The 22549-nt window shown below is 73.5% G+C and carries 15 protein-coding genes and 1 pseudogene; 6 read left to right on the plus strand and 10 right to left on the minus strand.

Annotation, left to right across the window (positions count from 1 at the left end; genetic code table 11):
- The first annotated feature begins 216 nt into the window (after positions 1–216).
- Positions 217–846, plus strand: a complete 630-nt coding sequence (locus LUU90_RS26440) for a metallopeptidase family protein (RefSeq protein WP_342471266.1) — start codon at positions 217–219, stop codon at positions 844–846.
- A gap of 63 nt (positions 847–909) precedes the next feature.
- Here the strand turns inward: LUU90_RS26440 and LUU90_RS25945 are convergent, their stop codons facing one another.
- The 3 genes from LUU90_RS25945 to LUU90_RS25955 form a co-directional block, all read right to left on the minus strand.
- Positions 910–2514 (minus strand): DUF5719 family protein, encoded by a 1605-nt coding sequence (locus LUU90_RS25945; RefSeq protein WP_275007203.1) that lies wholly within the window; start codon positions 2512–2514, stop codon positions 910–912.
- The gene (locus LUU90_RS25950; RefSeq protein WP_275007204.1) at positions 2511–5891 is read right to left on the minus strand and encodes a glycosyltransferase; all 3381 of its coding nucleotides are present in this window, start codon (positions 5889–5891) and stop codon (positions 2511–2513) included. The genes LUU90_RS25945 and LUU90_RS25950 overlap by 4 nt, the downstream gene beginning before the upstream one ends.
- Before the next feature lie 68 nt (positions 5892–5959).
- Positions 5960–6301, minus strand: a complete 342-nt coding sequence (locus tag LUU90_RS25955) for a WhiB family transcriptional regulator (RefSeq protein WP_275007206.1) — start codon at positions 6299–6301, stop codon at positions 5960–5962.
- 382 nt (positions 6302–6683) lie between these two features.
- Here LUU90_RS25955 and LUU90_RS25960 point away from each other — a divergent pair, with 382 nt between their 5' ends.
- The 3 genes from LUU90_RS25960 to LUU90_RS25970 all read left to right on the plus strand — a co-directional run bounded on the left by LUU90_RS25960 (position 6684) and on the right by LUU90_RS25970 (position 10516).
- A complete protein-coding gene (locus LUU90_RS25960; protein WP_275007208.1) occupies positions 6684–7430 on the plus strand; it encodes a TIGR03089 family protein in 747 nt (248 codons plus the stop codon).
- A 204-nt stretch (positions 7431–7634) separates the two neighbouring features.
- Complete coding sequence (locus LUU90_RS25965) at positions 7635–8951, plus strand: LCP family protein (RefSeq protein ID WP_275007210.1); 1317 nt, start codon at positions 7635–7637, stop codon at positions 8949–8951.
- Positions 8952–9331: 380 nt separating this feature from the next.
- Positions 9332–10516 (plus strand): LCP family protein, encoded by a 1185-nt coding sequence (locus tag LUU90_RS25970; protein WP_275007212.1) that lies wholly within the window; start codon positions 9332–9334, stop codon positions 10514–10516.
- Between the two features lie 204 nt (positions 10517–10720).
- On the opposite strand, the gene purE is transcribed toward LUU90_RS25970, so the two are convergent.
- From purE to LUU90_RS25990, 4 genes are all read right to left on the minus strand, one after another.
- Positions 10721–11236 (minus strand): 5-(carboxyamino)imidazole ribonucleotide mutase, encoded by a 516-nt coding sequence (purE, locus tag LUU90_RS25975; protein ID WP_275007214.1) that lies wholly within the window; start codon positions 11234–11236, stop codon positions 10721–10723.
- The gene (locus tag LUU90_RS25980; protein WP_275007225.1) at positions 11233–12438 is read right to left on the minus strand and encodes a 5-(carboxyamino)imidazole ribonucleotide synthase; all 1206 of its coding nucleotides are present in this window, start codon (positions 12436–12438) and stop codon (positions 11233–11235) included. Before LUU90_RS25980 ends, purE begins: the two co-directional genes overlap by 4 nt.
- 137 nt (positions 12439–12575) lie before the next feature.
- A complete protein-coding gene (locus tag LUU90_RS25985) occupies positions 12576–13931 on the minus strand; it encodes a sensor histidine kinase (RefSeq protein ID WP_275007215.1) in 1356 nt (451 codons plus the stop codon).
- Positions 13932–13935: 4 nt separating this feature from the next.
- The gene (locus tag LUU90_RS25990) at positions 13936–14619 is read right to left on the minus strand and encodes a response regulator transcription factor (protein ID WP_026366105.1); all 684 of its coding nucleotides are present in this window, start codon (positions 14617–14619) and stop codon (positions 13936–13938) included.
- Positions 14620–14771: 152 nt separating this feature from the next.
- On the opposite strand from LUU90_RS25990, the gene LUU90_RS25995 reads away from it, so the two are divergent.
- On the plus strand, positions 14772–16358 hold the full coding sequence (locus LUU90_RS25995; RefSeq protein ID WP_275007217.1) for a sensor histidine kinase: 1587 nt from the start codon (positions 14772–14774) through the stop codon (positions 16356–16358).
- The gene (locus LUU90_RS26000) at positions 16355–17062 is read left to right on the plus strand and encodes a response regulator (RefSeq protein WP_275007218.1); all 708 of its coding nucleotides are present in this window, start codon (positions 16355–16357) and stop codon (positions 17060–17062) included. The genes LUU90_RS25995 and LUU90_RS26000 overlap by 4 nt, the downstream gene beginning before the upstream one ends.
- 14 nt (positions 17063–17076) lie before the next feature.
- Here LUU90_RS26000 and LUU90_RS26005 read toward each other — a convergent pair whose 3' ends face one another.
- The 3 genes and pseudogenes from LUU90_RS26005 to LUU90_RS26015 all read right to left on the minus strand — a co-directional run.
- Positions 17077–19689, minus strand: coding sequence for an ABC transporter permease (locus tag LUU90_RS26005; protein WP_275007219.1), 2613 nt, complete (start codon positions 19687–19689; stop codon positions 17077–17079).
- Positions 19690–19805: 116 nt separating this feature from the next.
- Positions 19806–22406 carry an ABC transporter permease gene (locus tag LUU90_RS26010; protein WP_275007220.1) on the minus strand — a complete coding sequence of 867 codons (2601 nt, stop codon included), beginning with the start codon at positions 22404–22406 and terminating at the stop codon, positions 19806–19808.
- Positions 22406–22549 (minus strand): annotated as a pseudogene (locus tag LUU90_RS26015) (ABC transporter ATP-binding protein); the annotation flags it as partial. The pseudogene LUU90_RS26015 and the gene LUU90_RS26010, both read right to left, overlap by 1 nt.

Consider the following 22549-nt stretch of genomic DNA (forward strand, 5'->3'; position numbering starts at 1 on the left):
GGCAAAAGGTCGGGTGGTCGGTAGAAGGTCAGATGGTCGGTAGCTCGGAATGCCGACTACCTGACCTTCTACCGACCACCCGACGTCTTGCCGACCACGCTGGCCCCGGCGAGTCGCATGCCCGATCGTTTCCTCGAAGCGGACAGGACGAGGACCCCTGGTGTACTGGTCGTGGCGGTGACGAACCTGGGCACCGATCGGACGTATCGTCGGTAGGTGCCTCCGTTCTCTCCTCGCGGCCGGAACCGGCGGTCGGACCGCAACGCCGGACCGGCCGGCAGCTCCTCCGGCAGCCCTGGCGCCGGCAGCCCCAGCGGTACCGCCGGGTCGACCGGTATCCCCAAGGCCTCCGAGGCCGATCTGCTGCGGCTCGCTGCGATCCGGCCGGGCGGCCCCGGCGGACAACCGGGCGACTCCTCGGGTGACGCGGTCCGCCCCCGGCGCCGGGACCGCCGCGGCCGGGGGCTGCGTGGCCCGATGTTCCCGCCGGGGACTCCCGCGCACCGCACACGGGCGCAGCGGTTCGACGACTTCGTGCTCGACGTCGTCGAGGACCTCGACCGGACCTGGGCCGCGCAGCTGCGCGGCACCGAGTTCGCCGTCGAGGACGTGCCGCCGTCCGATCCGGCACCGTGGGAGGACGGCGGAGTGCTGCTCGGCCGGTTCTTCCCCGCGGAGGCCGGCCGGCCCGGGCGCGTGGTGGTCTACCGCCGGCCCGTCGAGGTGCGGGCGTTCGACCGGGAGGACCTCGCCGACCTGGTGCGCGACGTCGTCGTGGAGCAGGTGGCGCACATGCTGGCGCGCACCCCGGAGGAGATCGACCCCCGCTTCGGCGACCGGTCCTGACACCCACGCGCCGGATCTGACGCCGCGCGGCCGACCTGACGCCAGCCTGGCGGGGCCCGTGGCTCAGCCGGCCGCGTCGACCCGGCGCACGCGCACGTCCCCGCCCGCGGCGAGCGGCGCCGTCGGCGACAGCACCGAGAACAGGCTCTCGTCGTCGGCCTCGGCGAGGCGCACCGACCAGACGACCCCGGGCTGATCGGCGGGCTGCTCCGCGACCACCGCGACGGTGTCGCCGAGCTCCGCCAGCTCCGCCCGGTCCAGCTCCACGGTTCCGCCGGTGGGCACCTCCACAGCGCGGGTCCAGGCCTCCTCACCGTCCGGCCCGACGCCGCGCAGCGCCACCTCGGTGCTGCCCTCCACGTCGTCGATCCGCTCCGGGTCGCGCTCGTCGGGCACCCCGCTCAACGTCACCTCGTAGGCGGCGTGCTCCGGGACGGCGACCGCGCCGTCGGCCACGGCGCCCCCGCTCGGCACCGCCTGGCCGGCCAGCCATGCCCGGTCGTAGGGGTCGTCGTCGACCACCGCATCCTCGGCCGCCGTGCCCTTCCGGTCCACCGCGGCGCCCGCGACGACCGGCACGTCGGCGTCCACGACCACGGTGTAGCTCCCCTCGGACAGCCCGCCCAGCGGGAGCGTCGTGACCTGGCCCGGTTCGAGAGAGACCTCCTCGCCCCCACGCAACCGGACCGGCCCGTCGGGTCCGAGCACCGCGAGGCTCGCCGTGCCGGCCACGGTGCCCGGCGTCAGCAGGTCGAGCCGCGGTGCGTGCGGGTCGTCGACCGGCTCGCCGGTGCTGACCACACCCGAGACCGCCGTCGTGGACGACGGCGCGCCCCCGCTCACGACGAGGTCGGCGCCCGCGGGCACGAGGCCCTCGATGCGGTGGTGCTGCACGTAGGCGCCCACCCGGCCACCCTCCGCGGTGACGTGCAGCGCGAGACGGCTCTGGTCGGGCGCGATGGCCTCGAGCATGGTGATCACCTGCTCACCCGGCGGCACGACGACGAGCGACTGGCTGCCGAGGACCACGGGTCCGGAAGCGCCCCAGGCCTCGAGTGACACGGTGGCCGGCGTGCGGCCGGGATTCTGCAGCACGAGGCGGCCGCTCGAACCCACCGAGGTGCTGCCGCCGACCAGCCAGTGCTCGACGGACGGCACCGCGCACGGCCCGGCCACCATGCCGCGCAGGTCGCCGTCTGTGGTCACGGACGCGACGGTCGCCGTGGCGTAGGTGGCGCCGCCCGGCGTCACGCGCACCGTGCGCGCCCCGGAGAGCTCGCCCTCGCGCACCGCGGCGACGTCGCCGACGGTCAGCGGGCCGGTGAGCTCGTCGGGTCGTTCCCCGTCGAGGGTGGTGATCGACGGCTCGGTACCCGCCGCGCTGTCCAGGACAGCCGCGGTCAGCGACGTGGTGGTCTCGACGGGCGCAGCGCTGAACTCGTCGTCGCCGACGTCCGGCTGCTCCAGCTCCGCGGGCACGGGGCAGACCAGCCCGCCCTCGGCCGCGGCCACGGGAACGGCGCGCACGTCGTCCGCCGGCGGCGCCGCGGCCCGCCCGGCGCCGTCCGTGACCGTGAGGGCGGCGACCGCCATCGCGCAGAGCAGACCGCCCACCGCGGCGGCCGCCCGGCGGGCGCCGGGCGGGACCACGAGCTTCTTGCGCTTCATCGAACCCTCCTGCGTCCCACCGGCAGGGCCAGCAGGGCGAAGACCACCAGTGTGAACGTCGTGAGCACCAGCCATGCCGTGCGGTGGGGCGCCTCGTAGCGCACCACGAGCTGCCCGGCGTCAGGCCCGAGCGCGAACGCCTGCAGGCCCGCCGGCTCGTCGACGGCGACCGGCTCGAGCCGGCGCCCGTCGAGCGTCGCGTGCCAACCCGACCCTGCGGCCTCCGCCAGCACGACGGTGCGGTCCGCGCCGCCGGCGGCCACGTCCGCGCGGAGGGCCGTCCCACGCGACGGCAGCACCTGCCGCGTGGTGCCGTCCTCCTCGATGCGGGCCCAGCCGGGTGCGGGCTCGTCCACGGGTGCCACACGCCACACCGAGATCGCCTGCCCCTCGGTGACGCGGCTCATGCCGGGCACCATGTCGAGCGTCGCCACGAGATCGGCGACGGCTGGTGCGGCGTCGGTCCCGGTCGCCGCGTCCGCGCCGCCGTCGGACCGCACCTGCACCGCGCCGATCCCGAGGTCGGCCAGCTGCTGCGGCACACCGTCGGTGGCGCCGGAGACCAGCGCCGCGACCGCGGCGTCCAGGGTGGCCGCCGGTTCGTCACCGGCGGCACCCGACGTCGCCCTGGCGGCCGCCGAGACGTCAGCAAGCTGCGAACCGTCGGCCCGCAGGAGCGCGTACTGCACGGTGCCCTCCTTGTCCCCGGCGAACCCCACCTCGAGCACGCGCGCCTGCCGTGGCGGCGCCTGCATCTGTTGCCCGACGGCCGGAACCACCGGGTCGGCCGTCACGTGCAGCATGCCGGTCCGCCCCGGGTCCGCGACGCTGCCGGAGCCGGTCAGCCACGCGGCCGCCTGCGCCGCGGGAAGCAGGAGGGCGACCACGGCCAGCCCGACGGCGACGACCGAGCGCGCCGAGCCGAGGAAGCCCTGGAGCGACGTCGCGCTGTCGGCGAGCGCGCGGACCCCCGCGAGGGCGGCGGCGCCGAGACCGAGGAGGAGCAGCGACAGCCCCGGGCCGGACCACCGGCCGTCGTCCTGGGCCACGACCGCCACGGCGAGGCCGGCCGCGGCGACGAGCCAGCCCACCATCGACATCGCCGCGACGTGCTGCGCCGAGTCCGCCACCCGCTTGCGGCCGAGGCCCAGCAGGGCCGCCACGAGCCCGGCCACCGCGAACGCGAGCACCAGCACCCCCAGGGCCCACGGGCCTGTCGTCACGATCGCACGGACGGTGACCGGCACCGGCCCGTCACCCGGCACGTCGAGCCAGGGGGCGGGCACCGCGGGCAGCCCGAGCAGCAGCTCGAGGCCCGAGGCGGAACCGGGCGCGGGGACGCCCGACCCGGCGAGCGGCTCGGCGGTCAGGAGCCTGCTGTTGCCGTGGCGCAGCGCCGTCCACCAGAGCGGGGCACCGACGACGAGGGCTGGGACGAGCGCGAGCGCGAGGTAGACGCGGCGGCGCGGGGCCACGACCATGGCCGCCGCCAGCACCAGGACAGCCGCCGGGAGCAGCGCCGGCGCACCGGCCACCACGCAGGCGAGCAGCAGCCCGCCCGCCCCCGCCGCGCCCAGCGATCCGGCACTGGTCCGGGAGGCGCGGGCGGAGGCACCGGCCAGTTCCTCGGCGGCGCCGTCGGGCGGGCCGAGCCGGTCGACCGCCTGCGCGCCCACCGCTCGGATCAGCGCGACCGCGGTCCAGGGCAGCAGCGCGTGCGCCAGCACACCGCCGAGCAGGCCGCCGTCCAGCGCCCCGAGGAATGCGGGGGCGACGGTCCACGCGAACGCGGCGAGCGCGCGCAACCACACCGAGCGGGTCACCGCGCCGGCCGCAGCCCATGCACCGACCGCCGCCAACGGCAGAGCCAGGAGGAGCACGGCGTCCACGGCGTGCTGCAGGGAGCCCCCCACCAGCGCCGAGAGGCCGGTCAGCACGAACAGCAGCGGGTCCGCCGGGGCTGCCGTGCCGAGCCCGTCGCGCACCCAGCCGGACGTCGCCGCCGACCACGCGGTCGCCGTGGTGCCGCCTGCCGGGAGCAGGGCGCCGCCGACCAGGCGGCCGCCGGACGCGAGCGCGCCCAGCGCGGGGCCGAACAGCGCCGCCGCCAGGCCCACGGCGGTGAGCAGGACCACCGCCAGCGCCGACCGGCGCCGGACGGCCAGGGCCTGCAGCTCCGCCTGCTCCAGCTCGGACGGCGCGGCGTCGACCCGGTGGGCCTCGCCGCGGGCGAGCCGCTTGTCGCGGCGCTCGGCGGCCACCTCGCGCCAGGTGCCCAGCAGCGGCCGCAGCACGCTGCGCGGCACCGTCGACGTGCGCGCGATCCGGTAGCGGGCACGCAGCAGGGGCCCCAACCGGAACACCGCCCACAGCGGCGCGACCAGCTCGTCGCGCGCCTGGTCGGGCTGCTTCATCGCGAGCCGGTAGCTCGCGGCGAACGGCGCCCACAGCAGCATCCCGAGCATCGCGAACGGCAGGATCCACGGCGCCACCGACGTGAGCCGCAGGTAGAGCTGGCTACGGCGCCGCGCACCGGACGAGCCGGGGGCGTGCAGGGCGACCTGCGCGTGCCGCACCACGGCGTCGGGCACGACGACGACCCGGTGTCCGGCGAGCCGCACCCGCAGGCAGAAGTCGGTGGAGTCACCGAACTGGCCGTAGGCCGGGTCGGTGCCGCCGACCTCGCGCCAGACCGAGGCACGCACCAGCGCCCCGGCGAGGCCGACGGCGAGCACGTCCTCGCGCGCGTCGTGCTGCCCCTGGTCGATCTCCGTGTCGTCGATGCCGGTCATGCGCCGGCCGAGCGGCGAGACCGTGTGCCCCACCTCGACGAGCACTCCCCTGTCGGACAGGTCGGGATCGAGGGGTGCGCCGTCCGGCCCGGTCTCCCAGCGCCGCTGCTTGCAGCCCGCCACGGCCACCGCGTTCGAGTGCTCCACCGCACGGGTCAGGGCCGCCAGGGCGCCGGGCGCGGGCGCGGAGTCGTCGTGCAGGAACCAGAGCCAGCCGTGCTCGGGGGCGCCGGTCGCGGCGAGGGCCGCCCCGATCGCGTCACCGAAGGTGCGGGCTCCCGCGCCGGCCACGTAACGTGCACCACCGAGCTGCAGGTCCTGGTGGCCCGACGTGGCGGGGGCGGTGTCGACGTCGACGACGACCACGTCGTCCGGGGTGCGGGACTGCGTCCGTAGCGCTGCGAGCGTCGCGGCGAGGTAGGGGCTGCTGCCGCGCGTCACGACGACTGCCGTCACGGTGACGGCCACCGGTGCGGGGGCTGCGGTCTGGGCCGGGACCTTGGCCCAGACAGGACCGACCGGGTCCTCGTGGGAACCCCGGTCCGGGCTGGGAGCCGACAGGCTGTCGGTACGTGGAGCGCTCATCTCGCTTCACATCATGCGGCGCGTCTGCGCCGACACGCCGCAGACGCGCCGGTCGAACGGTCAGACTCTCAGACGGCGCGACGCTTCAGCTTGCGCCGCTCGCGCTCCGAGAGACCGCCCCAGATGCCGAAACGTTCGTCGTTCTCCAGCGCGTAGTCCAGGCACTCGGCCCTGACCTCGCAGCCGGAACAGACCTTCTTCGCCTCGCGGGTGGACCCGCCCTTCTCCGGGAAGAAGGCCTCGGGGTCCGTCTGCGCGCACAGGGCGCGTTCCTGCCAGCCGAGCAAGGACTCGTCCGGCTCCGTCAGCTCGTACAGCTCGCCGAAAAGTGGCAGGACCCGTGCTACCGGCGCCACCGCGCTTTCCGCGTCAGTCGGGAACTCCACGTCCGATTCCAGAATGTTCCACATGACGTGCCCCTCCATGCCGTGTCCGTGCTCCGGGGCCATGCCGGCCGACCACGCCGATCACATGCCGATCACATGCCGATCAACTCGACGTGCCGATCCATCCTGACTGGCCAGGCCTGCAGCTTCCCGGCCCCGTTGCGTATGCGCTACGAAAACTGCATACATGGAATTACACGCGTGTCGCCTGGAGTCGTCAAGCGGAAATGTGCTAACGCCCACGGATTCCACGGGTAATTCACGAGTCCTTCCGCAGGTCGTGGCGCACGTCTCACTCGCAGGGCCGCATTTCCTCTGTCGAAACATCCGGCGAGTCGCCACGCCGGAGGTCCGAGATGTGCGGGCCGGACCGCGGGTGTCCGGTCGCACCTCATAGGCTGACGACATGCAGATCGCGCCCCGCAGCGGCGGCCCCGTGCCCGACGTCGCCTCCCTCCTCGCCCGCCTCGCCGCCGACGGCGGCCGCCCCCGCCTCACCTGGTACGGGGACGACGGCGAGCGCGTCGAGCTCTCCGGCGCCGTCCTCGCCAACTGGGTGAGCAAGACCGTCAACCTGCTCGTCGAGGAGTTCGACGCCGCTCCCGGCACGCGCGTCGTCGTCGACCTGCCCGTGCACTGGCGCACGGCGGTGTGGGCGCTGGCCGCCTGGCGCGCGGGCGCCACGGTGGTGCTGCCCGACGCCGGCGCGGCGCACCCGGACGTGGTCGTCACCGACACCCCGGACCGCTGGGCCGACGACGGGGCCGATCTCGTGGTCGTCTCGCTGCCGGCGCTCGCGCGCCGGTACGACGGCGAGCTGCCGTCGGGCGCCATCGACGCGGCCTCCGCGGTGATGACCTACGGCGACGCCATCGGCTGGGTGCCCGAGGTGGAGCCCGACCAGGAGGCCCTGGTGACCGCTACGGGCGGCGTCCGGCACAAGGGCCTGGTCCCCGAGCCCGGCGACGGTGCGCGCGTCCTGGTGGACGGGCGCGGGGCCGTGGCGGAGCTGCTGCGCGACCTGCTCGGGGTCTGGGCGGGCAGCGGCTCGGTGGTGCTCACCTCACCGGCGACCGCCGTGGAGCTGGAGCAGGACGAAGCGCGCCTCACGCGCCTCCTGAGCACCGAGCAGGCACAGCGGACCCGCGGGTAGGCGACAGGGCCGGGGGCGGGCGCGGAACTTGCGCGAACGCATGTCGAACGCACGATTCAGGCGCGTTACCGGTGCCGAGCTGCCCGGTCGCCAGCCGTTCTGCACGTGGCCGCACAAGGGCTTCGGTCTTCTCCACGAACCCTCTACGGTCCGACCCCGGGGGGTGCGCCGCCGTCGAACAGGCAGCACCTATGCTCTGAGGCCGTGACGTTCCCTGACTTCAGCGCCCCCGGCGCGACGACCCCAGCCAAAGGGCCGTCCCATGCCCGGACGCTGAACACGCTGAGCGGCACCTCCCGCGTGGTCGGGATGGTGCTGGTCGCGGTGCTGTCGCTCGCGACGGCCGGTGGGGTGACGGCCGTGACCCGGCTGACGGGGAACATCGACACCGCCGAGATGACGGCCCTCGGCCCCGACCGTCCCGAGGTGGTGCTGCCGGAGGACCCGAACGCCGGCACCCCGCTGAACATCGTGATCATGGGCAGCGACTCGCGCGGCGGGGACAACGCCGACCTGGCGGGCGGCGACGACCCCGGCGCCCGGTCCGACACCACGGTGATCATGCACATCTCCGGCGACCGGTCGCGGGTCGAGATGATCTCGATCCCCCGGGACACGACCGTGGACATCCCGAGCTGCACGACCGAGGACGGCACCACGACGCCCGAGCTCTACAGCACCAAGTTCAACGCCGCGTTCTCCCAGGGCGTGCTGTACGGCGGCGACGTCGCGTCGGGCGCGCTGTGCACGGTCAAGGCGATCGAGGAGCTCACCGGCGTCTTCATGAACGGCTTCATCGTCGTCGACTTCGCCGGGTTCTCCTCGATGGTCGACGCCGTGGGCGGCGTCGACGTCTGCGTCGAGGAGCCGATCTACGCCAAGGAAGCGAACAACCTGTCGCTCGACGTGGGCACCCACACGCTCAAGGGCGTCAAGGCCCTCGACTACGCCCGGGCCCGCAAGGGTGACGGCCTGGGCGACGGGTCCGACCTGGGTCGCATCGGCAGGCAGCAGGAGGTCATGGCCTCGCTCGCCCGCAAGGTGCTGAGCCAGGAGGTTCTGACGAACCCCGCCAAATCGCTCAAGTTCCTCAATGCGGTGACCGATTCGCTGACCATGAACCAAGAGCTGGCCAGCATCGACGGACTCGCCGGGTTGGCTTACTCCATGCGTAACGTGCGGCCTGACACGATCACCTTCATGACTGTCCCCAACGAATACGACCCGGTCCAGACGGCGAACGTGCTGTGGACCGACGAGGCCGTACAGCTGTGGGACAACCTCAAGCACGACAGGCCTGTCGACTTCGACCCGGACGCGCCGTCGGCCGACGCCTCGCCGTCCGCTCCCAGCGACGACGCGAGCGCGGAGAGCAGCGCAGGGACGGGGGACGCGGGCACGGAGACCGGGAACGAGGGCGGCAAGAGAAGCTCTTCGGACCCCGCGCCCGAATCGACCGAGATCAAGCAGGCCGGTGAAGAAGCCTTCACCGGCGCCGACACCACCAAGGTCTGCGGCTAGCCATGTCAGATCCCAGAACGTCGAACCGCTCGGCCCCCGAGGCCGACGACGACGTCACGCGCGTCCGGATACCACCCAGCTTCACGCCCCAGGGCGTGAGCGGGCGTCCCGGCGCCGACGATGCCATCCCGGTGGGTGACACCGGCGAGAGACCGCGTACTCTGCCCGGCGGGGCGTCGAGCACGGAGCAGGGCGGGCTCACAGGCGCGGAGACACCCGGTGTCGGGGTCCCCGGCGTCGGCGGCGCCCACCGCATCGGACGGCCGGAAGGCTCCGACGGAGCCCGCAGCGAACCACGCATACGCAGACAGTCTTCTCGGGAGGTACCGGTGTCCGGCCAGCGCAACAATCCCCCGCCCATTCCACCGCGGAGGTCGGGGATGCCGGCGCGCAACGAGTCCGGCGGGGCACCACGCTCCATCCCGCCGCGTTCCGCGCCGCCGGCCGGAGGGCAGCCGCCGCAGGCCATCCCTCCGGGTCGCCCGGTCCGGGCGAGCGCCGGCCCGGTCCGTCCGACGCCGGTGCGCACCGCACCTCGTCCCCCGGCCGGCGGCGGTCGTGGTGGCGGCACACCGCCGCGCGCGCTCGCCTCCAACGGGCACGGCGGCGGCAACATCCGGATCCGCAAGGGCCGGGTGGCCGGCGTGATCGCGGTGCTGGTGCTGCTCGCCGTCATCGCCTGGCCGGTCGGGCTGCTGATCTGGGCCAACGGCAAGATCCAGCACGTCGAGGCGCTGTCCGAGGCGTCGAACACCCCGGGCACGACCTACCTGCTCGCAGGCTCCGACGCGCGCGGCAGCGGCGGCATCGACGACTCGACGAGCGGCGCCCGCACCGACACGATCATGCTGCTGCACAAGCCGTCGTCCGGACCGGTGGCGCTCATCTCGATCCCCCGTGACACGTACGCGGAGATCCCAGGTCAAGGCGGCAACAAGATCAACGCCGCGTACACCTTCGGTGGCGCTCCGCTGCTGGTCCAGACCGTGGAGCAGCTCAGCGGGCTGACCGTCGACCACTACGTCGAGGTGGGCTTCGGTGGCGTCTCGGGTGTCGTGGACGCCGTGGGTGGCGTGCGGCTGTGCTACCCCGAGGACGTGCACGACGTGAAGTCGAAGCTCAAGTGGAAGGCCGGCTGCCACGTGGCGGACGGCAAGACGGCCCTCGCGTTCGCCCGGATGCGGTATGCCGACCCGACGGGCGACATCGGCCGTGCGCAGCGCCAGCAGCAGGTCATCGCCTCGGTCGGCAAGAAGATCGCGGACCCGGCCGTTCTGCTCAACCCTGCCACGCAGGTCGGTCTTGCCGACGCCGGCCTCGCGGCCCTCGTGACCGACACCAACTCGGGCATCATCGACGTCGCCATGATGGGACTCGCGTTCCGGACCGCGAACGGCGACGACGGCGTGACCGGCACCCCGCCGATCGCCACGATCAACTACCGGACCCCGTCCGGTGCCTCAGCGGTGCTGCTCGACGACAACCAGACCCCCGAGTTCTGGGCCAAGATCCGCGACGGCGAGTACGAGGCGGGCCAGAAGGTCGGCGGCATGCCGGGCTCCTGACCCGTCCGCCGGCCGGACAGGACCGGCCCGGGCAGAACGTCACTCCGCGGGGTGTGTTGCCGTACGTAGACATCCTCTACGCACAGCAACACACCCCGCGGAGTATCTGTCTACCCGACAGCGTCCTGGAATCCCGTGCCGAGCTCGGCGCGCTGTCGAGAGCGGTGTGCTGTCGAGCTCAGTGCGCTGTCGAGATCGCCGCGCTCAACCGCGGACCTGCGACCGCAGCCGCTCACCCTTGGCGTGCGCCACAGCGCTCAGCTCCGTCTGGAACGCCTCCATACGCTCCCGCAGGGCCGCGGCGTCATCCCCCGCACCCGAGGCGAGGATCCGCGCCGCGAGCAGGCCCGCGTTCCGCGCCCCGCCGATCGACACCGTCGCGACCGGCACGCCGGCCGGCATCTGCACGATCGACAGCAGCGAGTCCATGCCGTCCAGGTACTTCAGCGGCACCGGCACCCCGATGACGGGCAGCGGCGTCACGGATGCGAGCATCCCGGGCAGGTGGGCGGCGCCGCCGGCGCCCGCGATGATGACACGCAGGCCGCGGCCCGCGGCCTGCCGCCCGTAGTCGATCATCTCGGTGGGCATGCGGTGCGCGGAGACGACGTCGACCTCCACCGGCACGTCGAACTCGCCCAGCGCCTCGGCCGCCGCCTGCATGACGGGCCAGTCGGAGTCCGAGCCCATCACGATGCCGACCTGCGGGTTGCTGCTCATGCGTTCGCCTCTTCCTCGATGGTCTCGACAGGCTCGACCCGCGACGTGGGCTCGCCCTGTGACGTGGGCTCGCCCCGCAGCAGCGCCGCCGCCGCGATCGCCCGGCGGCGGACCTCGTCCAGGTCGTCGCCGCTCACATTCACGTGACCGAGCTTCCGGCCCGGTCGGACGTCCTTGCCGTACAGGTTCACGCGCGCCTCCGGGAAGGCCGCGAGCACGTCCGGGAGCGCGTCCGTGAGCTCGCCGAGCGTGGAGCCGAGCACGTTCGCCATGACGGTCCAGGTGGCCGTCGGCTCGGTGGACCCCAGCGGCAGATCCAGAACCGCGCGCAGGTGCTGCTCGAACTGGCTGGTCACGGCGCCGTCGATGGTCCAGTGCCCGCTGTTGTGCGGGCGCATGGCGAGCTCGTTGACCAGCACCGTCGGTACCCCGTCCGGCCCTGCGACCTCGAACATCTCGACGGCCAGCACACCGGTCACGTCGAGCCCCTCGGCGACCGTCGTCGCTATCTCGCGCGCCCGGGCGTCGAGCTCCGCGGACAGGCCGGGCGCAGGGGCGACCACCTCCGAGCAGACACCGTCCCGCTGCACCGACTCCACGACGGGCCAGGCCCGCACCTCACCCGATGGGCGGCGGGCCACCAGCGCGGCCAGCTCCCGCGTGAACGGCACCTTCTCCTCGACGAGGAGCTGCGGACCGCCGTCGGCCACCGCGGCGAACCAGTCGTCGACGTCGTCCGCGGACGAGACCACGCGGACACCCTTGCCGTCATAGCCGCCGCGGGAGGTCTTCACGACGGCGCTACCGCCCACCTCGTCGAGAAAGGCGGCCAGGGCGGCGCGCCCGTCCTCGGGCGACGACGCGGGCAGCGGCGCCCACCGCGGGCACGGCACGCCCAGCTCCGTGAGCCGCCGGCGCATCACGATCTTGTCCTGTGCCTGGACCAGCGCGTGCGGGCCGGGCCGCACCGGCGTCCCGTGCTCGATGAGGTCCGTGAGCAGGTCGTTCGGCACGTGCTCGTGCTCGAACGTCAGCACCGAGGCCGGCCGGCCGGCGTCGGGCGCGATGAGGGAGCGGATGGCCGCCTCGTCGGACGCCGCGCCCACGGGCGTGTCGGTCACGACCTGCGCCGCCGACGAGGCCGGGTCCTCCACCAGGACGCGTAGCCGGATACCCAGCTCACCGGCGGCCGGCGCCATCATGCGGGCCAGCTGCCCGCCCCCCACCACCGCCACGACAGGCGGTCCTGCGGCGGACGGGGCGGTGCCGGACGGCTCACCAGAGGACGAGGGCCGGTCGGCCGGAAGGGGATCGAGTGTTGCGCTCACGTCGGTGAAGCCTACCGGCGGCCGCGACCCTTCTTCTGGCCGAAGCTGGAGATCTTCGACCCCACCGGGAGCACCTGGTGCGGGTCGAGCGTCTTGGGCACGCCCGAGAGGAACACGGAGAACACCGGCGGGGTGCGCTGGGTGAGCTGGAGGTTTCCGCCGTCGGCCGCCACGAGGTCCTTGGCCAGGGCGAGCCCGAGGCCCGTCCCCGCGCCCGACGTGACGCCACGGTCGAAGATCTTGCCCTGCATGTCCTCGGGCACACCGGCGCCCTCGTCCATGACCTCGATCGCCATGGCCCCCCGCTGACCCTCGCGGATCCGCAGGGTGGTGGTGCCGTCACCGTGCTTGAGCGAGTTCTCCAGCAGGGTGGACAGCACCTGTGCGAGAGCACCGGGGGTGGCCAGCACACGGGCACCGCCCGAGTCCTCGACATTCAGGTGCCGGCCCGCCCGCTCGAAGGACTCCCGCCACTCCTCCTCCTGCTGGAGGAAGACGACGGCGACGTCGACGGACTCGGTGGTGCCGCCCTGGGCGCGCCGCGACCGGGACAACAGGTCGTCGACCACGCCGACCAGGCGCTCCACCTGCTCGAGCGAGATCCGGGCCTCCTCCTGCACATCCGGTTCGCTGGAGGTGAGAGTGATCTCCTCCAGGCGCATCGTCAGCGCCGTGAGCGGGGTCCGGAGCTGGTGGGAGGCGTCGGACGTGAACTGTCTCTCCACGGCGAGCCGTGCCGCCAGCCGGTCGGAACTTCGTGCCAGCTCGGCCGCGACGAGGTCGATCTCCTCCACGCCGGACGGGTCCAGCCGTGGACGCACCTGTCCCGCACCCAGCTGTTCGGCCGACGCCGCGAGGTATACGAAGGGTTGCGCCAGCCGGTTGGCCTGCCAGGCGGCCGTCACGGCGCCCGCGGCGAACGCGCCCACGCTGCCGAACACGACGAGGACCACGACGTTGATCGCCTTGATGTACGCCGGCCAGGCCGAGACGGACACCAGCACGCCCATGACCGGCTGCGCCTCGGAGATGAGGCCCCGCTCGATCGTCGCGCCGGTGACCGGCTCGCCCGAGGTCAGCTGCTCCCCGTTGGGCTGGTTCACCGTCACGTAGGCGACGATGTCCGTGTCCTGCGGCTGCACCGCCCGGTCCAGCACCGACTGGTCGACGAAACCGGCCTCGGCGGCGGAACGGTTGCGCTCGTAGGAGTTGACGGAGGAGGCCAGGAGGTCCTGCGCCCGGGTCTCTACTCGCTGGACTTCCTGGCCGTAGATGTACCGGGCACCGAAGATCGCGAGCGGGATGCCCAGGAGCAGGACGGCGACCGCAACCGCGGCGATCGTCGCCTGCAGCACGCGGGCGCGCATCTGGCTAGCTCGCCCCGATCTCGAAGCGGAAACCGAGACCGCGCACGGTCGAGACATAGCGCGGTGCGTTGGCGTCGTCGCCGAGCTTGCGGCGCAACCAGGAGACGTGCATGTCGAGGGTCTTCGTCGAGCCGACCGGGTCCGAGCCCCAGACATCACGCATCAGCGTGTCCCGGACGACCACGGAGCCGGCGTTCTGCACGAGGACGCGCAGCAGGTCGAACTCCTTGGTGGTCAGGTGCAGCTCGCGGTCACCCTGGAAGGCCCGGTGCGCGGAGACGTCGACACGCACGTCCTGCGCGTGCAGCTCCTCCTCCTCGCCGGTCTCGCCGTGCGAACGGCGCAGCAGCGCCCGCACCCGCGCGAGCAGCTCGGCCAGACGGAAGGGCTTGGTGACGTAGTCGTCGGCGCCGGCGTCGAGGCCCACGACGAGGTCCACCTCGTCGGCACGGGCGGTCAGCACCAGCACGGGCACGGTGAGGCCATTGGCCCTGATCTCGCGCGCGACATCGAGCCCGTCCATGTCCGGAAGGCCCAGGTCCAGAACTACGATGTCCGCACCGGTCGAGCTCTCGATCGCACCTTTGCCGGTTCCTTGCACGACGACGTCGTATCCCTCACGGGAGAGCGCTCGTGCCAACGGCTCGGCAATGGCCGGGTCGTCCTCGGCTAGGAGTACGTGAGTCATTTCGCCATCGTAGGGCATAACCGACGCTCTGGCGCTACCCGGGCACACACGGGACGACCGTCCTACCGAATCCTTTCGGTAGAGCTGGCCATGGCGCAAGTGCTACCACGGTATGACGCGCCCTCACAAGGGTTCGACCTACTCTGACCTGCATGGGTTGGTACGAACGGTGGGCACAGTGGTCGGAGCGTTACCGGTTCCTTGTCGACCTCGCTCTGACGGTGCTGTGCGTTCTGATCGTGGTGGTGACCGCGGGGGAGGCGGGCCCTTACTTCCTCTCCTCCGTCGAGGCCGCCCTGATCTCGGCCGCGGTGGTCGCACCGCTCGCCTGGTGCCGCACCCGCCCGGTCGCCTCGTGCATCGCCGTCTTCGTGGCGTGCATGGTGCAGCTCCTCGCCTTCAACACCTCTATGCTGCTGCCGGCCGACCTGGCTGTGCTGGTATCGATGTACTGCGTCACGGTCTACGGGCCCCGCTGGGCCTACCTGATGGCGTGCGGGATGGCCGTGGTCGGCCCGCTCACCCTGGGTGCGATGATGTGGTTCCAGATCCAGGACGCACCCTTCACAGCCGATCCGGCCCCGACCATCGGCACGGTCGTGCTGGTCATGACCTTGTTGGCCTGCTCGTTCGCGTTCGGCCTCGTACGCCGGTCCCGACGCACGATGCTCGTGGCCATGCGTGAGCGTGCCGAGCGCCTCGAGATCGAGCGCGACCAGCAGGCGCAGATCGCGACCGCCGCCGAGCGGTCGCGCATCGCACGCGAGATGCACGACATCGTCGCCCACTCCCTGTCGGTGGTGATCGCGCAGGCCGACGGCGGCCGGTATGCCGCGGCCTCCGACCCCGCCGCCGCCGAGCGGTCCCTCGGCACGATCGCCGAGACCGGCCGCGCGGCCCTGGCCGACATGCGGCGCCTGCTCGGGGTCCTCCGGGAGGACCAGCCCAGCGCCACCACGCCGCTGGGCCTGGTGGCGCCGGACACCGTCACCCGCCGGGGCACGACGACCCGGGCACCGTCCGGCGCCGGCCGTGGCGGTCATGTGGCCGGCGCCGGCGGTGCGGGAGCCACCCCGCCGGCCACCGAGTCGTCGTCGGGCGCCGCGGCCCCCTTGCGGCCCCAGCCCGACACCGGCGACATCGGGAGCCTGGTCGAGCAGGCGCGCGCCGACGGTCTGCGGGTCTCGTGGGCCCGGGTCGGCGTCGAGCGGCGTCTGCCGCCCGGCGTGGGACTCACCCTGTACCGGGTGTGCCAGGAGGCGCTCACCAACGTACGCAAGCACGCGGGACCGCGTCCCGCCGTCACCGTCCTGCTGCGCTGGGGCGAGGACGAGGTGGAGCTCCGGGTGGAGGACGACGGCCGCGGCCTGGCGGCCGACGGCTCCCCCGACGCGGACGACCCGGTGCCCACCGCCGGGTACGGTCTGCTCGGGATGCGCGAGCGGGCCGAGATGTTCGGCGGGACGCTCGCTGCCGGGCCACGCCGGGGCGGCGGGTTCTCCGTGCGGTTCGTCGTGCCCATCCCGCGGGCGTCGGACGCCGCCTCGGACACGTCCTCCGACGCGATGCCGGACACGATGCCGGACGAGCCGATCGACGCCCCGCCGGGCGACCTGCGCGACGAGGAGCCCGAGCACACCGCCCGCCCTGACGGTCCCGGCGCACCACCCGGGCCACGTGCCGACCACACCGACCACACGACCCACGCCGTCCAGAACGACACACGAGGAGCACGATGACCTACGCCCCCGCCGGGACCGACAGACCGGTGCGCGTCGCGCTCGTCGACGACCAGCCCCTGGTCCGTGCGGGTCTGCGCATGGTGATCGACTCCCAGCCGGACCTGGAGGTGGTGGTCGAGGCCGACGACGGTCGCGACGCGCTGCGCCGGCTGGCCGTCACGGCGTCCGACGTCGTGCTGATGGACGTGCGCATGCCCGGGATGGACGGCCTCTCCGCCACCCGCGCGCTCCTGTCGGACGGCGGCGCCGCGGCGGCAGGCGACCCCCGCGTCGTCGTGCTGACGACGTTCGACCTGGACGAGTACGTGCTCGACGCGATCCGGGCCGGGGCCAGCGGCTTCCTGCTCAAGGACGCCCAGCCGGAGGAACTGCTGACGGCGATCCGCACGGTGCACCAGGGCGACGCGGTGATCGCGCCGTCGTCCACGCGACGCCTCATGGAGCGCCTGGTCACGGCGCTGCCGCCCGAGGAGGCGGCGGGCCCGCAGGAGGCGCTCGCCGGGCTGACGAGCCGCGAGCGCGAGGTGCTCGTGCTCATGGCACGGGGCCGGTCCAACACGGAGATCGCCGGCGACCTGTTCGTGGCCGAGGCCACGGTCAAGACCCACGTCGGGCGCATCCTGTCGAAGCTCGACGCCCGCGACCGCGTGCAGGCCGTCGTCACGGCGTACGAGACCGGGCTGGTCCGTCCCGGCTCCTGACGTCGCGGGTCGGGTCACACCGCCGTGAGCGCCACCATGGGGTGCGTACGGACGGCGGCCCGCGCCGGCACCACCGAGGCGACCAGCCCGGCGACCAGGGCGACGCCGAGGACCACCGCCAGCTCGGTCCACGGGACCACGAGCGGCACGGTGCCGAGGACGGACAGCGCGGTGGTCGCGCCCGCCCAGCCGTACACGAGGCCGAGCACGACGCCGAGCACCGCGCCCACACCCGCGATGACCACGCCCTCGACGGCGAGCGTGGCCCGTAGCTGTGCCTTCGAGAGCCCGATCGCCCGGAGCACGGCGTTCTCCCGGGTGCGGTCCATGACGGACAGCGACAGGGTGTTGGCCACACCGATCAGGGCGATGAGCACGGCCACGGCGAGCAGACCGACCACTATCGCGAGGATCGCGTCGATGATCTGCTGGTAGGCGGACCGCTCGACGACGATCCCGGCGACCACGACGGTCTCCCCGGTGGTGGACACCGCCTCCTGCACCGCGGCCACGACGGCTGCGGCGTCGTGGCCGTCGTCGACCTCCGCCCACACCTCGCCGGCCGCTGGTCGCGTGTCGAAGGCCGCGAGGTCCTGCGGCGTCAGGTAGGCACGGTCAGCCGTGGAGCCGCTGTGCACGACGTCGAGCGTCACCGTTCCGTCCGGTCCGGTGAGCCGGAGCGTGTCGAGGCCCTCCAGGCCGTAGAGCGCGGCCGCCCGCTCCGGGACGACCACGGTGCCGGGCCGCAGCCGTTCGGCGTCGGTGGGCGTGTTCGCGACGGACCGCAGCGCGTCCGGGTCGACGACGGCGAGCTGCACGGGCCTGCCCTCGTCCGCTCGCTCGGCGGACACGTTGGTCACCTCGGTCACGGCGCCCAGCCCGTCGACGCCGTGCAGGGCGTCGAGCACGGTGACGGGGACGGGGGCGGCCGTGCCGTTCCTGTCGTACGTGGTGCTGGTGAGCTGGAGGTCGACGGGGAAGCGCGCGTCCAGCTCGTCGTCCATGGCGAGGCGGGCGCTGGCGGCGCCGGTGGTCATCATCGAGACCAGGGTGACGCCGACGAGCAGGGCGGTGGACGTCGCCGCCGTCCGGCGCGGGTTGCGCAGCGTGTTGGCCAACGCCAGGCGTGCCGCCGGTCCGCCGACGCCCGCGAGTCGACCGAAGGCGGCGGCGACCCGGGGCAGCCAGAAGACCGAGCCGACGATGACACCGACCAGCGACACGGAGCCGCCGAGAACCGCGGCGAACAGCCCGGCGTCGATGGTGCCGGACATCCCGAGGGCCACACCCCCGGCCATGACCGCGAGGCCGCCGAACGTCGCCAGGGCGGCGAGCACCGCCCGGCCGCGCGCCGTCCCGCAGCCGCTGGGTGCGGCGGCCGGTCGCAGGGCCGTGAGCGGGGCGACGCGCGACGCGGCCCGCGCGGGGGCGAGCGCGGCGGTGAGTGTCACCAGCAGTCCGACGGCCAGCGGGAGCAGGAGTGCCGGTGCGCTCGGGTCGACCGTCCGGGGCAGCGGCACGCCGAGGTCGAAGCTCGGCGCGACCAGGAGCCCGGCCTGCACGAGCAGGGAGCCGACGACGACGCCCGCCACCGACGCGACGGTGCCCAGGATCGCCGCCTCGAGCAGGACGCTGCGGTAGACCTGCCCGGTGCTCGCACCCACGCAGCGCAGGAGCGCGAGGGTGCGCGACCGCTGGGCGACGAGGACCTGGAGCGTGTTCGCGATGACGAGCCCCGCGACCACCAGCGAGACCGCGGCGAGGGCGAGGGCGAACACGAGGTAGATGATGTTCTGGCCGTCCGAGATCGCCGAGACGACGTCCTCCGCGTACTCCTCGGGCGTGGTGACCCCGGTGGCGGACGGGACGGCGGCGACGAGCCTCTCCCGTGCCGTCTCGAGAGCGGCCTCGTCGCCGGGCCGGTCCAGCGCGACGACCAGCGTCCGCATGCCGGCCGGCCCGGCGGCGCCCGCCTCGTCGGCGACCCGCCGCTCCAGCGCCTCCGGGGTCACGACGGCCACGCCGCCGCCCGCCGCGTAGGTGCCCAGCGGGTCGTCGACCAGGCCGGAAACGGTCAGCTGCTCGGCGACCTCCTGGCCGCCGTAGCACTCGGCGCCGCTCTTGTCGGCGGCGGGTCGGCCGCCCCGCAGGCAGCGCGTCGACGCGACGGTGTCCCCGACGTCGACGCCGAAGAGCTCCGCGACGTCCACGGGGAGCACGATGCGGTCGGGCGCGTCCGCCCAGGCGCCGTCGGCCAGGACCAGCGGCGACAGCCGCGGGTCGGAGGGGGTCGCCACGAGCGACTGGTAGACCGTCCTGCCGCCGTGGCTGAGCCCGGCGTACGCGCCGCGGAACCCGTCGGCCGCCGCCACCCCCTCGGTGGCCCGGACCGCTCTCGTGTCGGCCGGCGTCATGGAGCCGTCCCGGTCGAAGACCACGAGGTCGGCGTCCGCGTACTGCGCGGCCACCTGGTCGTACGTCGTGCGGGTGATGATGGCGCCCGCCTGCAGCGTCGCGGCCACGAAGGCGGTGCTGATAACTATCGCGATGCCCGCCGCGGCGAGCCGGCGGACGCTGCGCCGCATCTGGCCCAGGGCGAGCCGGGTCGTGGGGTCGGCGGTCAGCACGCGGAGCCCTGGGGACTCGTCGGGGCGTGCACGGTGGTGTCCACGAGATCTCCTTCGAGTCGTCGTTCGGGCTGCCGCGCGCTGACCGGTACTGCTGTCGAGCTACCTCTGTCGAGCTACTCGGCCGCGAGCGCCGCCACGGGGCGGGTGCGGACGGCGGCCCGCGCCGGCACGACCGAGGCGACCAGGCCGGCCACGAGGGCCACACCGAGCACCACCGCGATGTCGACCCACGGGACCACGAGCGGCACGTTGCCGATGGAGGACAGTGCCGTGGTGGCACCGGCCCAGCCGTACAGGAGACCCAGCACGACGCCGAGCACGGCGCCGACACCGGCGATGAGCATCCCCTCGATGGCGAGCATGGTCCGCAGCTGTCCCTTCGAGAGCCCGATCGCCCGCAGCATGGCGTTCTCCCGGGTGCGCTCGATGACGGACAGCGACAGGGTGTTGGCCACGCCGATCAGGGCGATCACCACGGCGACGGCGAGCAGGCCCACCACGATCCCGAGGGCGACGTCGATCACCTGCTGGTAGCTCTGCCGCTGGACCACCGCGCCGGTCACCTCCACCACCTCCTCGGTGGTGGACACCTCGTCCTGCACGGCGGCGAGCGTGTCGGCCACGTCCTGTCCCTCGGCGACGCTCGCCCAGACCCGGTTGGGCTGCAGGTCGGGGTAGATCGTCGCGAGGTCCTGCGGCATGAGGAACGCGTACGCGTACTGGGCGTCCACCGTGACGACGTCCAGAGTCGTCTCGCCGCCGGGGCCGGTCAGCTCGACCTCGTCGACGCCCTCGAACCCGTAGTTCTCGGCGACCGCCTCCGGGACGACGAGCGTCCCGGGCCGCAGCGCATCGAAGTCCTGCGGCGTGTTCACCACGTCCCGCAGCGCGTCCGGGGCCGCGGCGACCGCCGTGACCGAGATGTCCTCGTCGGTCGTGGTCAGCCACGCCTCGGTGACCGCGGCCGTCGACCGCAGCCCCTCGACGCTGTCGACGGCGGCATTGACCGCACCCGGCATGGCGGCCATCTGGTCGCCGTCGTAGGTGGTGGTCGCGACGTCGACGTCGACGGGGAACTGGGCGTCGAGCTCGTTGTCCAGGGTGATGCGGGCGCTGGCGGCGCCCGTCGTCATCATGCCGACGAGGGTGACGCCGATGAGCAGCGCGGTGGAGGTGGCGGCGGTCCGGCGGGGGTTGCGGAGCGTGTTCGCCGCCGCGAGCCGGGCCGACGGTCCGGCCGCGCCCACGAGCCTGCCGATGCCGGCGGCGACCTTCGGCAGCCAGAACACCGATCCGATGATCACGCCGATCAGCGAGACGGACCCACCACCGACGGCGGCCAGGAGGCCGACCTCGAGGGCTCCCTGCATGCCCTGTGAGACGCCCAGAGCCATCGAGGCGAAGCCACCGACGGTCATGAGCGTGGCGAGGACCGCACGGAACCGGCCGGCGCCCTTGCGCAGGGTCGGTGCGTCGGTCGGCCGGAGGGCGGCCAGGGGCGCCACACGGGAGGCGGCACGCGCCGGGGCGAGTGCGGCGACGAGCGTGACGAGGATGCCGACGGCGAGCGGCGCGATGAACACGGGTGCGCTCAGGGTGACGCTCTCGGGGAGCGGCACGCCGAGATCGAAGGCCGGGGCGACCATGAGGCCGCCCTGAACCAGCGCGGTGCCCAGCACGATGCCGGCGAGGGACGCGAGGGTGCCGAGGATCGCCGCTTCCAGGAGGACGCTGCGGTAGAGCTGGCCGGTGCCCGCACCGACGCAGCGCAGCAGGGCGAGGGTGCGGGAACGCTGCGCCACGAGCACCTGGAAGGTGTTCGCGATGACGAGGCCTGCCACGACGAGCGCCACGGCGGCGAAGGACATGACGAAGATGAGGAAGATCAGGTCCTGGCCCCCGGACATGCTGGCCACCACCTGCTCGGCATGCTCCTCGGTGGTGGTGACTTCCGTGGCGGCGGGTACGGCGTCCGCGAGCGCGGTGCGCACCGCGTCGGCTGCGCCGGGGTCGTCGAGCGCGACGACGATCGTGCCGATGTTCGACGTCTCGGGCCCCGCCTCGTCGGTGCGCCACTGCGTGAAGGTGGGCGCGCTCACGACGGCGGCGCCGCCCATGGCGCTGTAGGCGTCGAACGGGTCCTGGACGAGGCCGACCACCGTCAGCTTGTCGATGACCTCCTCACCCTCGTAGGTCTCCGAGCCGTCCTCGAGCTTCGTCGGCTCGCTGTCCATGACCCAGCGCGAGGACGAGACGACGTCGCCGAGGCCGATGCCGAGACGTTCGGCGACGTCCTCGGGCAGCGCGATCTCGTCACCCGTCGCGGGCCATTCGCCGTCGGACACCTCCAGCGGTGTGAGTCGCGCGTCGGACGCCCCGCCGACGACGATCTGGAAGATCGACCTCCCGGCGTGGTTGAGCTCTGTGTAGGTGGTCCCCTGGGCATCGGCGGCGGCAACGCCCTCGACTCCGCGGGCGGCCTCGACGTCGGCCTGGGTCAGTGACGCGGCGTCGTCGAAGACCACCAGGTCAGAGCTGGCGAGCCCCGCCGAGACCTGGGCGTACGTCGTCCGGGTGATGATGTTGCCGGCCAGCAGCGTGGCGGCCACGAAGGCGGTACCGATGGCGATGGCGATACCTGCCGACGCCAGCCGGCCCGCGCTGCGGCGCATCTGCCCCAGGGTGAGCCGGGCGGTGGGCATGGAAGTGGCCATCAGGCACCCGCTCCGCTGGTCGTGCCGCCCGGACGGGTGGTGACGGCGGGTTCGAGGGTGCGCAGGGCATCCAGACCGGCCATCGCGGACTCCGGCGTCGGATCACTGATGTCACCCGCGATCCGACCGTCAGCGATCAGAAC

The sequence above is a fragment of the Promicromonospora iranensis genome (assembly GCF_028994775.1).
In the GTDB taxonomy this organism is placed as follows: domain Bacteria; phylum Actinomycetota; class Actinomycetes; order Actinomycetales; family Cellulomonadaceae; genus Promicromonospora; species Promicromonospora iranensis_A.

What these genes read in the sequence shown, in the direction of transcription:
- LUU90_RS25970 (WP_275007212.1), top strand. Translation starts at nt 9,332, where the DNA reads ATGCCGGCGCGCAACGAGTCCGGCGGGGCACCACGCTCCATCCCGCCG.
- LUU90_RS25990 (WP_026366105.1), bottom strand. Translation starts at nt 14,619, where the DNA reads ATGACTCACGTACTCCTAGCCGAGGACGACCCGGCCATTGCCGAGCCG.
- LUU90_RS26010 (WP_275007220.1), bottom strand. Translation starts at nt 22,406, where the DNA reads ATGGCCACTTCCATGCCCACCGCCCGGCTCACCCTGGGGCAGATGCGC.
- LUU90_RS25985 (WP_275007215.1), bottom strand. Translation starts at nt 13,931, where the DNA reads ATGCGCGCCCGCGTGCTGCAGGCGACGATCGCCGCGGTTGCGGTCGCC.
- LUU90_RS25960 (WP_275007208.1), top strand. Translation starts at nt 6,684, where the DNA reads ATGCAGATCGCGCCCCGCAGCGGCGGCCCCGTGCCCGACGTCGCCTCC.
- LUU90_RS25945 (WP_275007203.1), bottom strand. Translation starts at nt 2,514, where the DNA reads ATGAAGCGCAAGAAGCTCGTGGTCCCGCCCGGCGCCCGCCGGGCGGCC.
- LUU90_RS26000 (WP_275007218.1), top strand. Translation starts at nt 16,355, where the DNA reads ATGACCTACGCCCCCGCCGGGACCGACAGACCGGTGCGCGTCGCGCTC.
- LUU90_RS25955 (WP_275007206.1), bottom strand. Translation starts at nt 6,301, where the DNA reads ATGTGGAACATTCTGGAATCGGACGTGGAGTTCCCGACTGACGCGGAA.
- LUU90_RS25980 (WP_275007225.1), bottom strand. Translation starts at nt 12,438, where the DNA reads ATGATGGCGCCGGCCGCCGGTGAGCTGGGTATCCGGCTACGCGTCCTG.
- LUU90_RS25995 (WP_275007217.1), top strand. Translation starts at nt 14,772, where the DNA reads ATGGGTTGGTACGAACGGTGGGCACAGTGGTCGGAGCGTTACCGGTTC.
- purE (WP_275007214.1), bottom strand. Translation starts at nt 11,236, where the DNA reads ATGAGCAGCAACCCGCAGGTCGGCATCGTGATGGGCTCGGACTCCGAC.
- LUU90_RS25950 (WP_275007204.1), bottom strand. Translation starts at nt 5,891, where the DNA reads ATGAGCGCTCCACGTACCGACAGCCTGTCGGCTCCCAGCCCGGACCGG.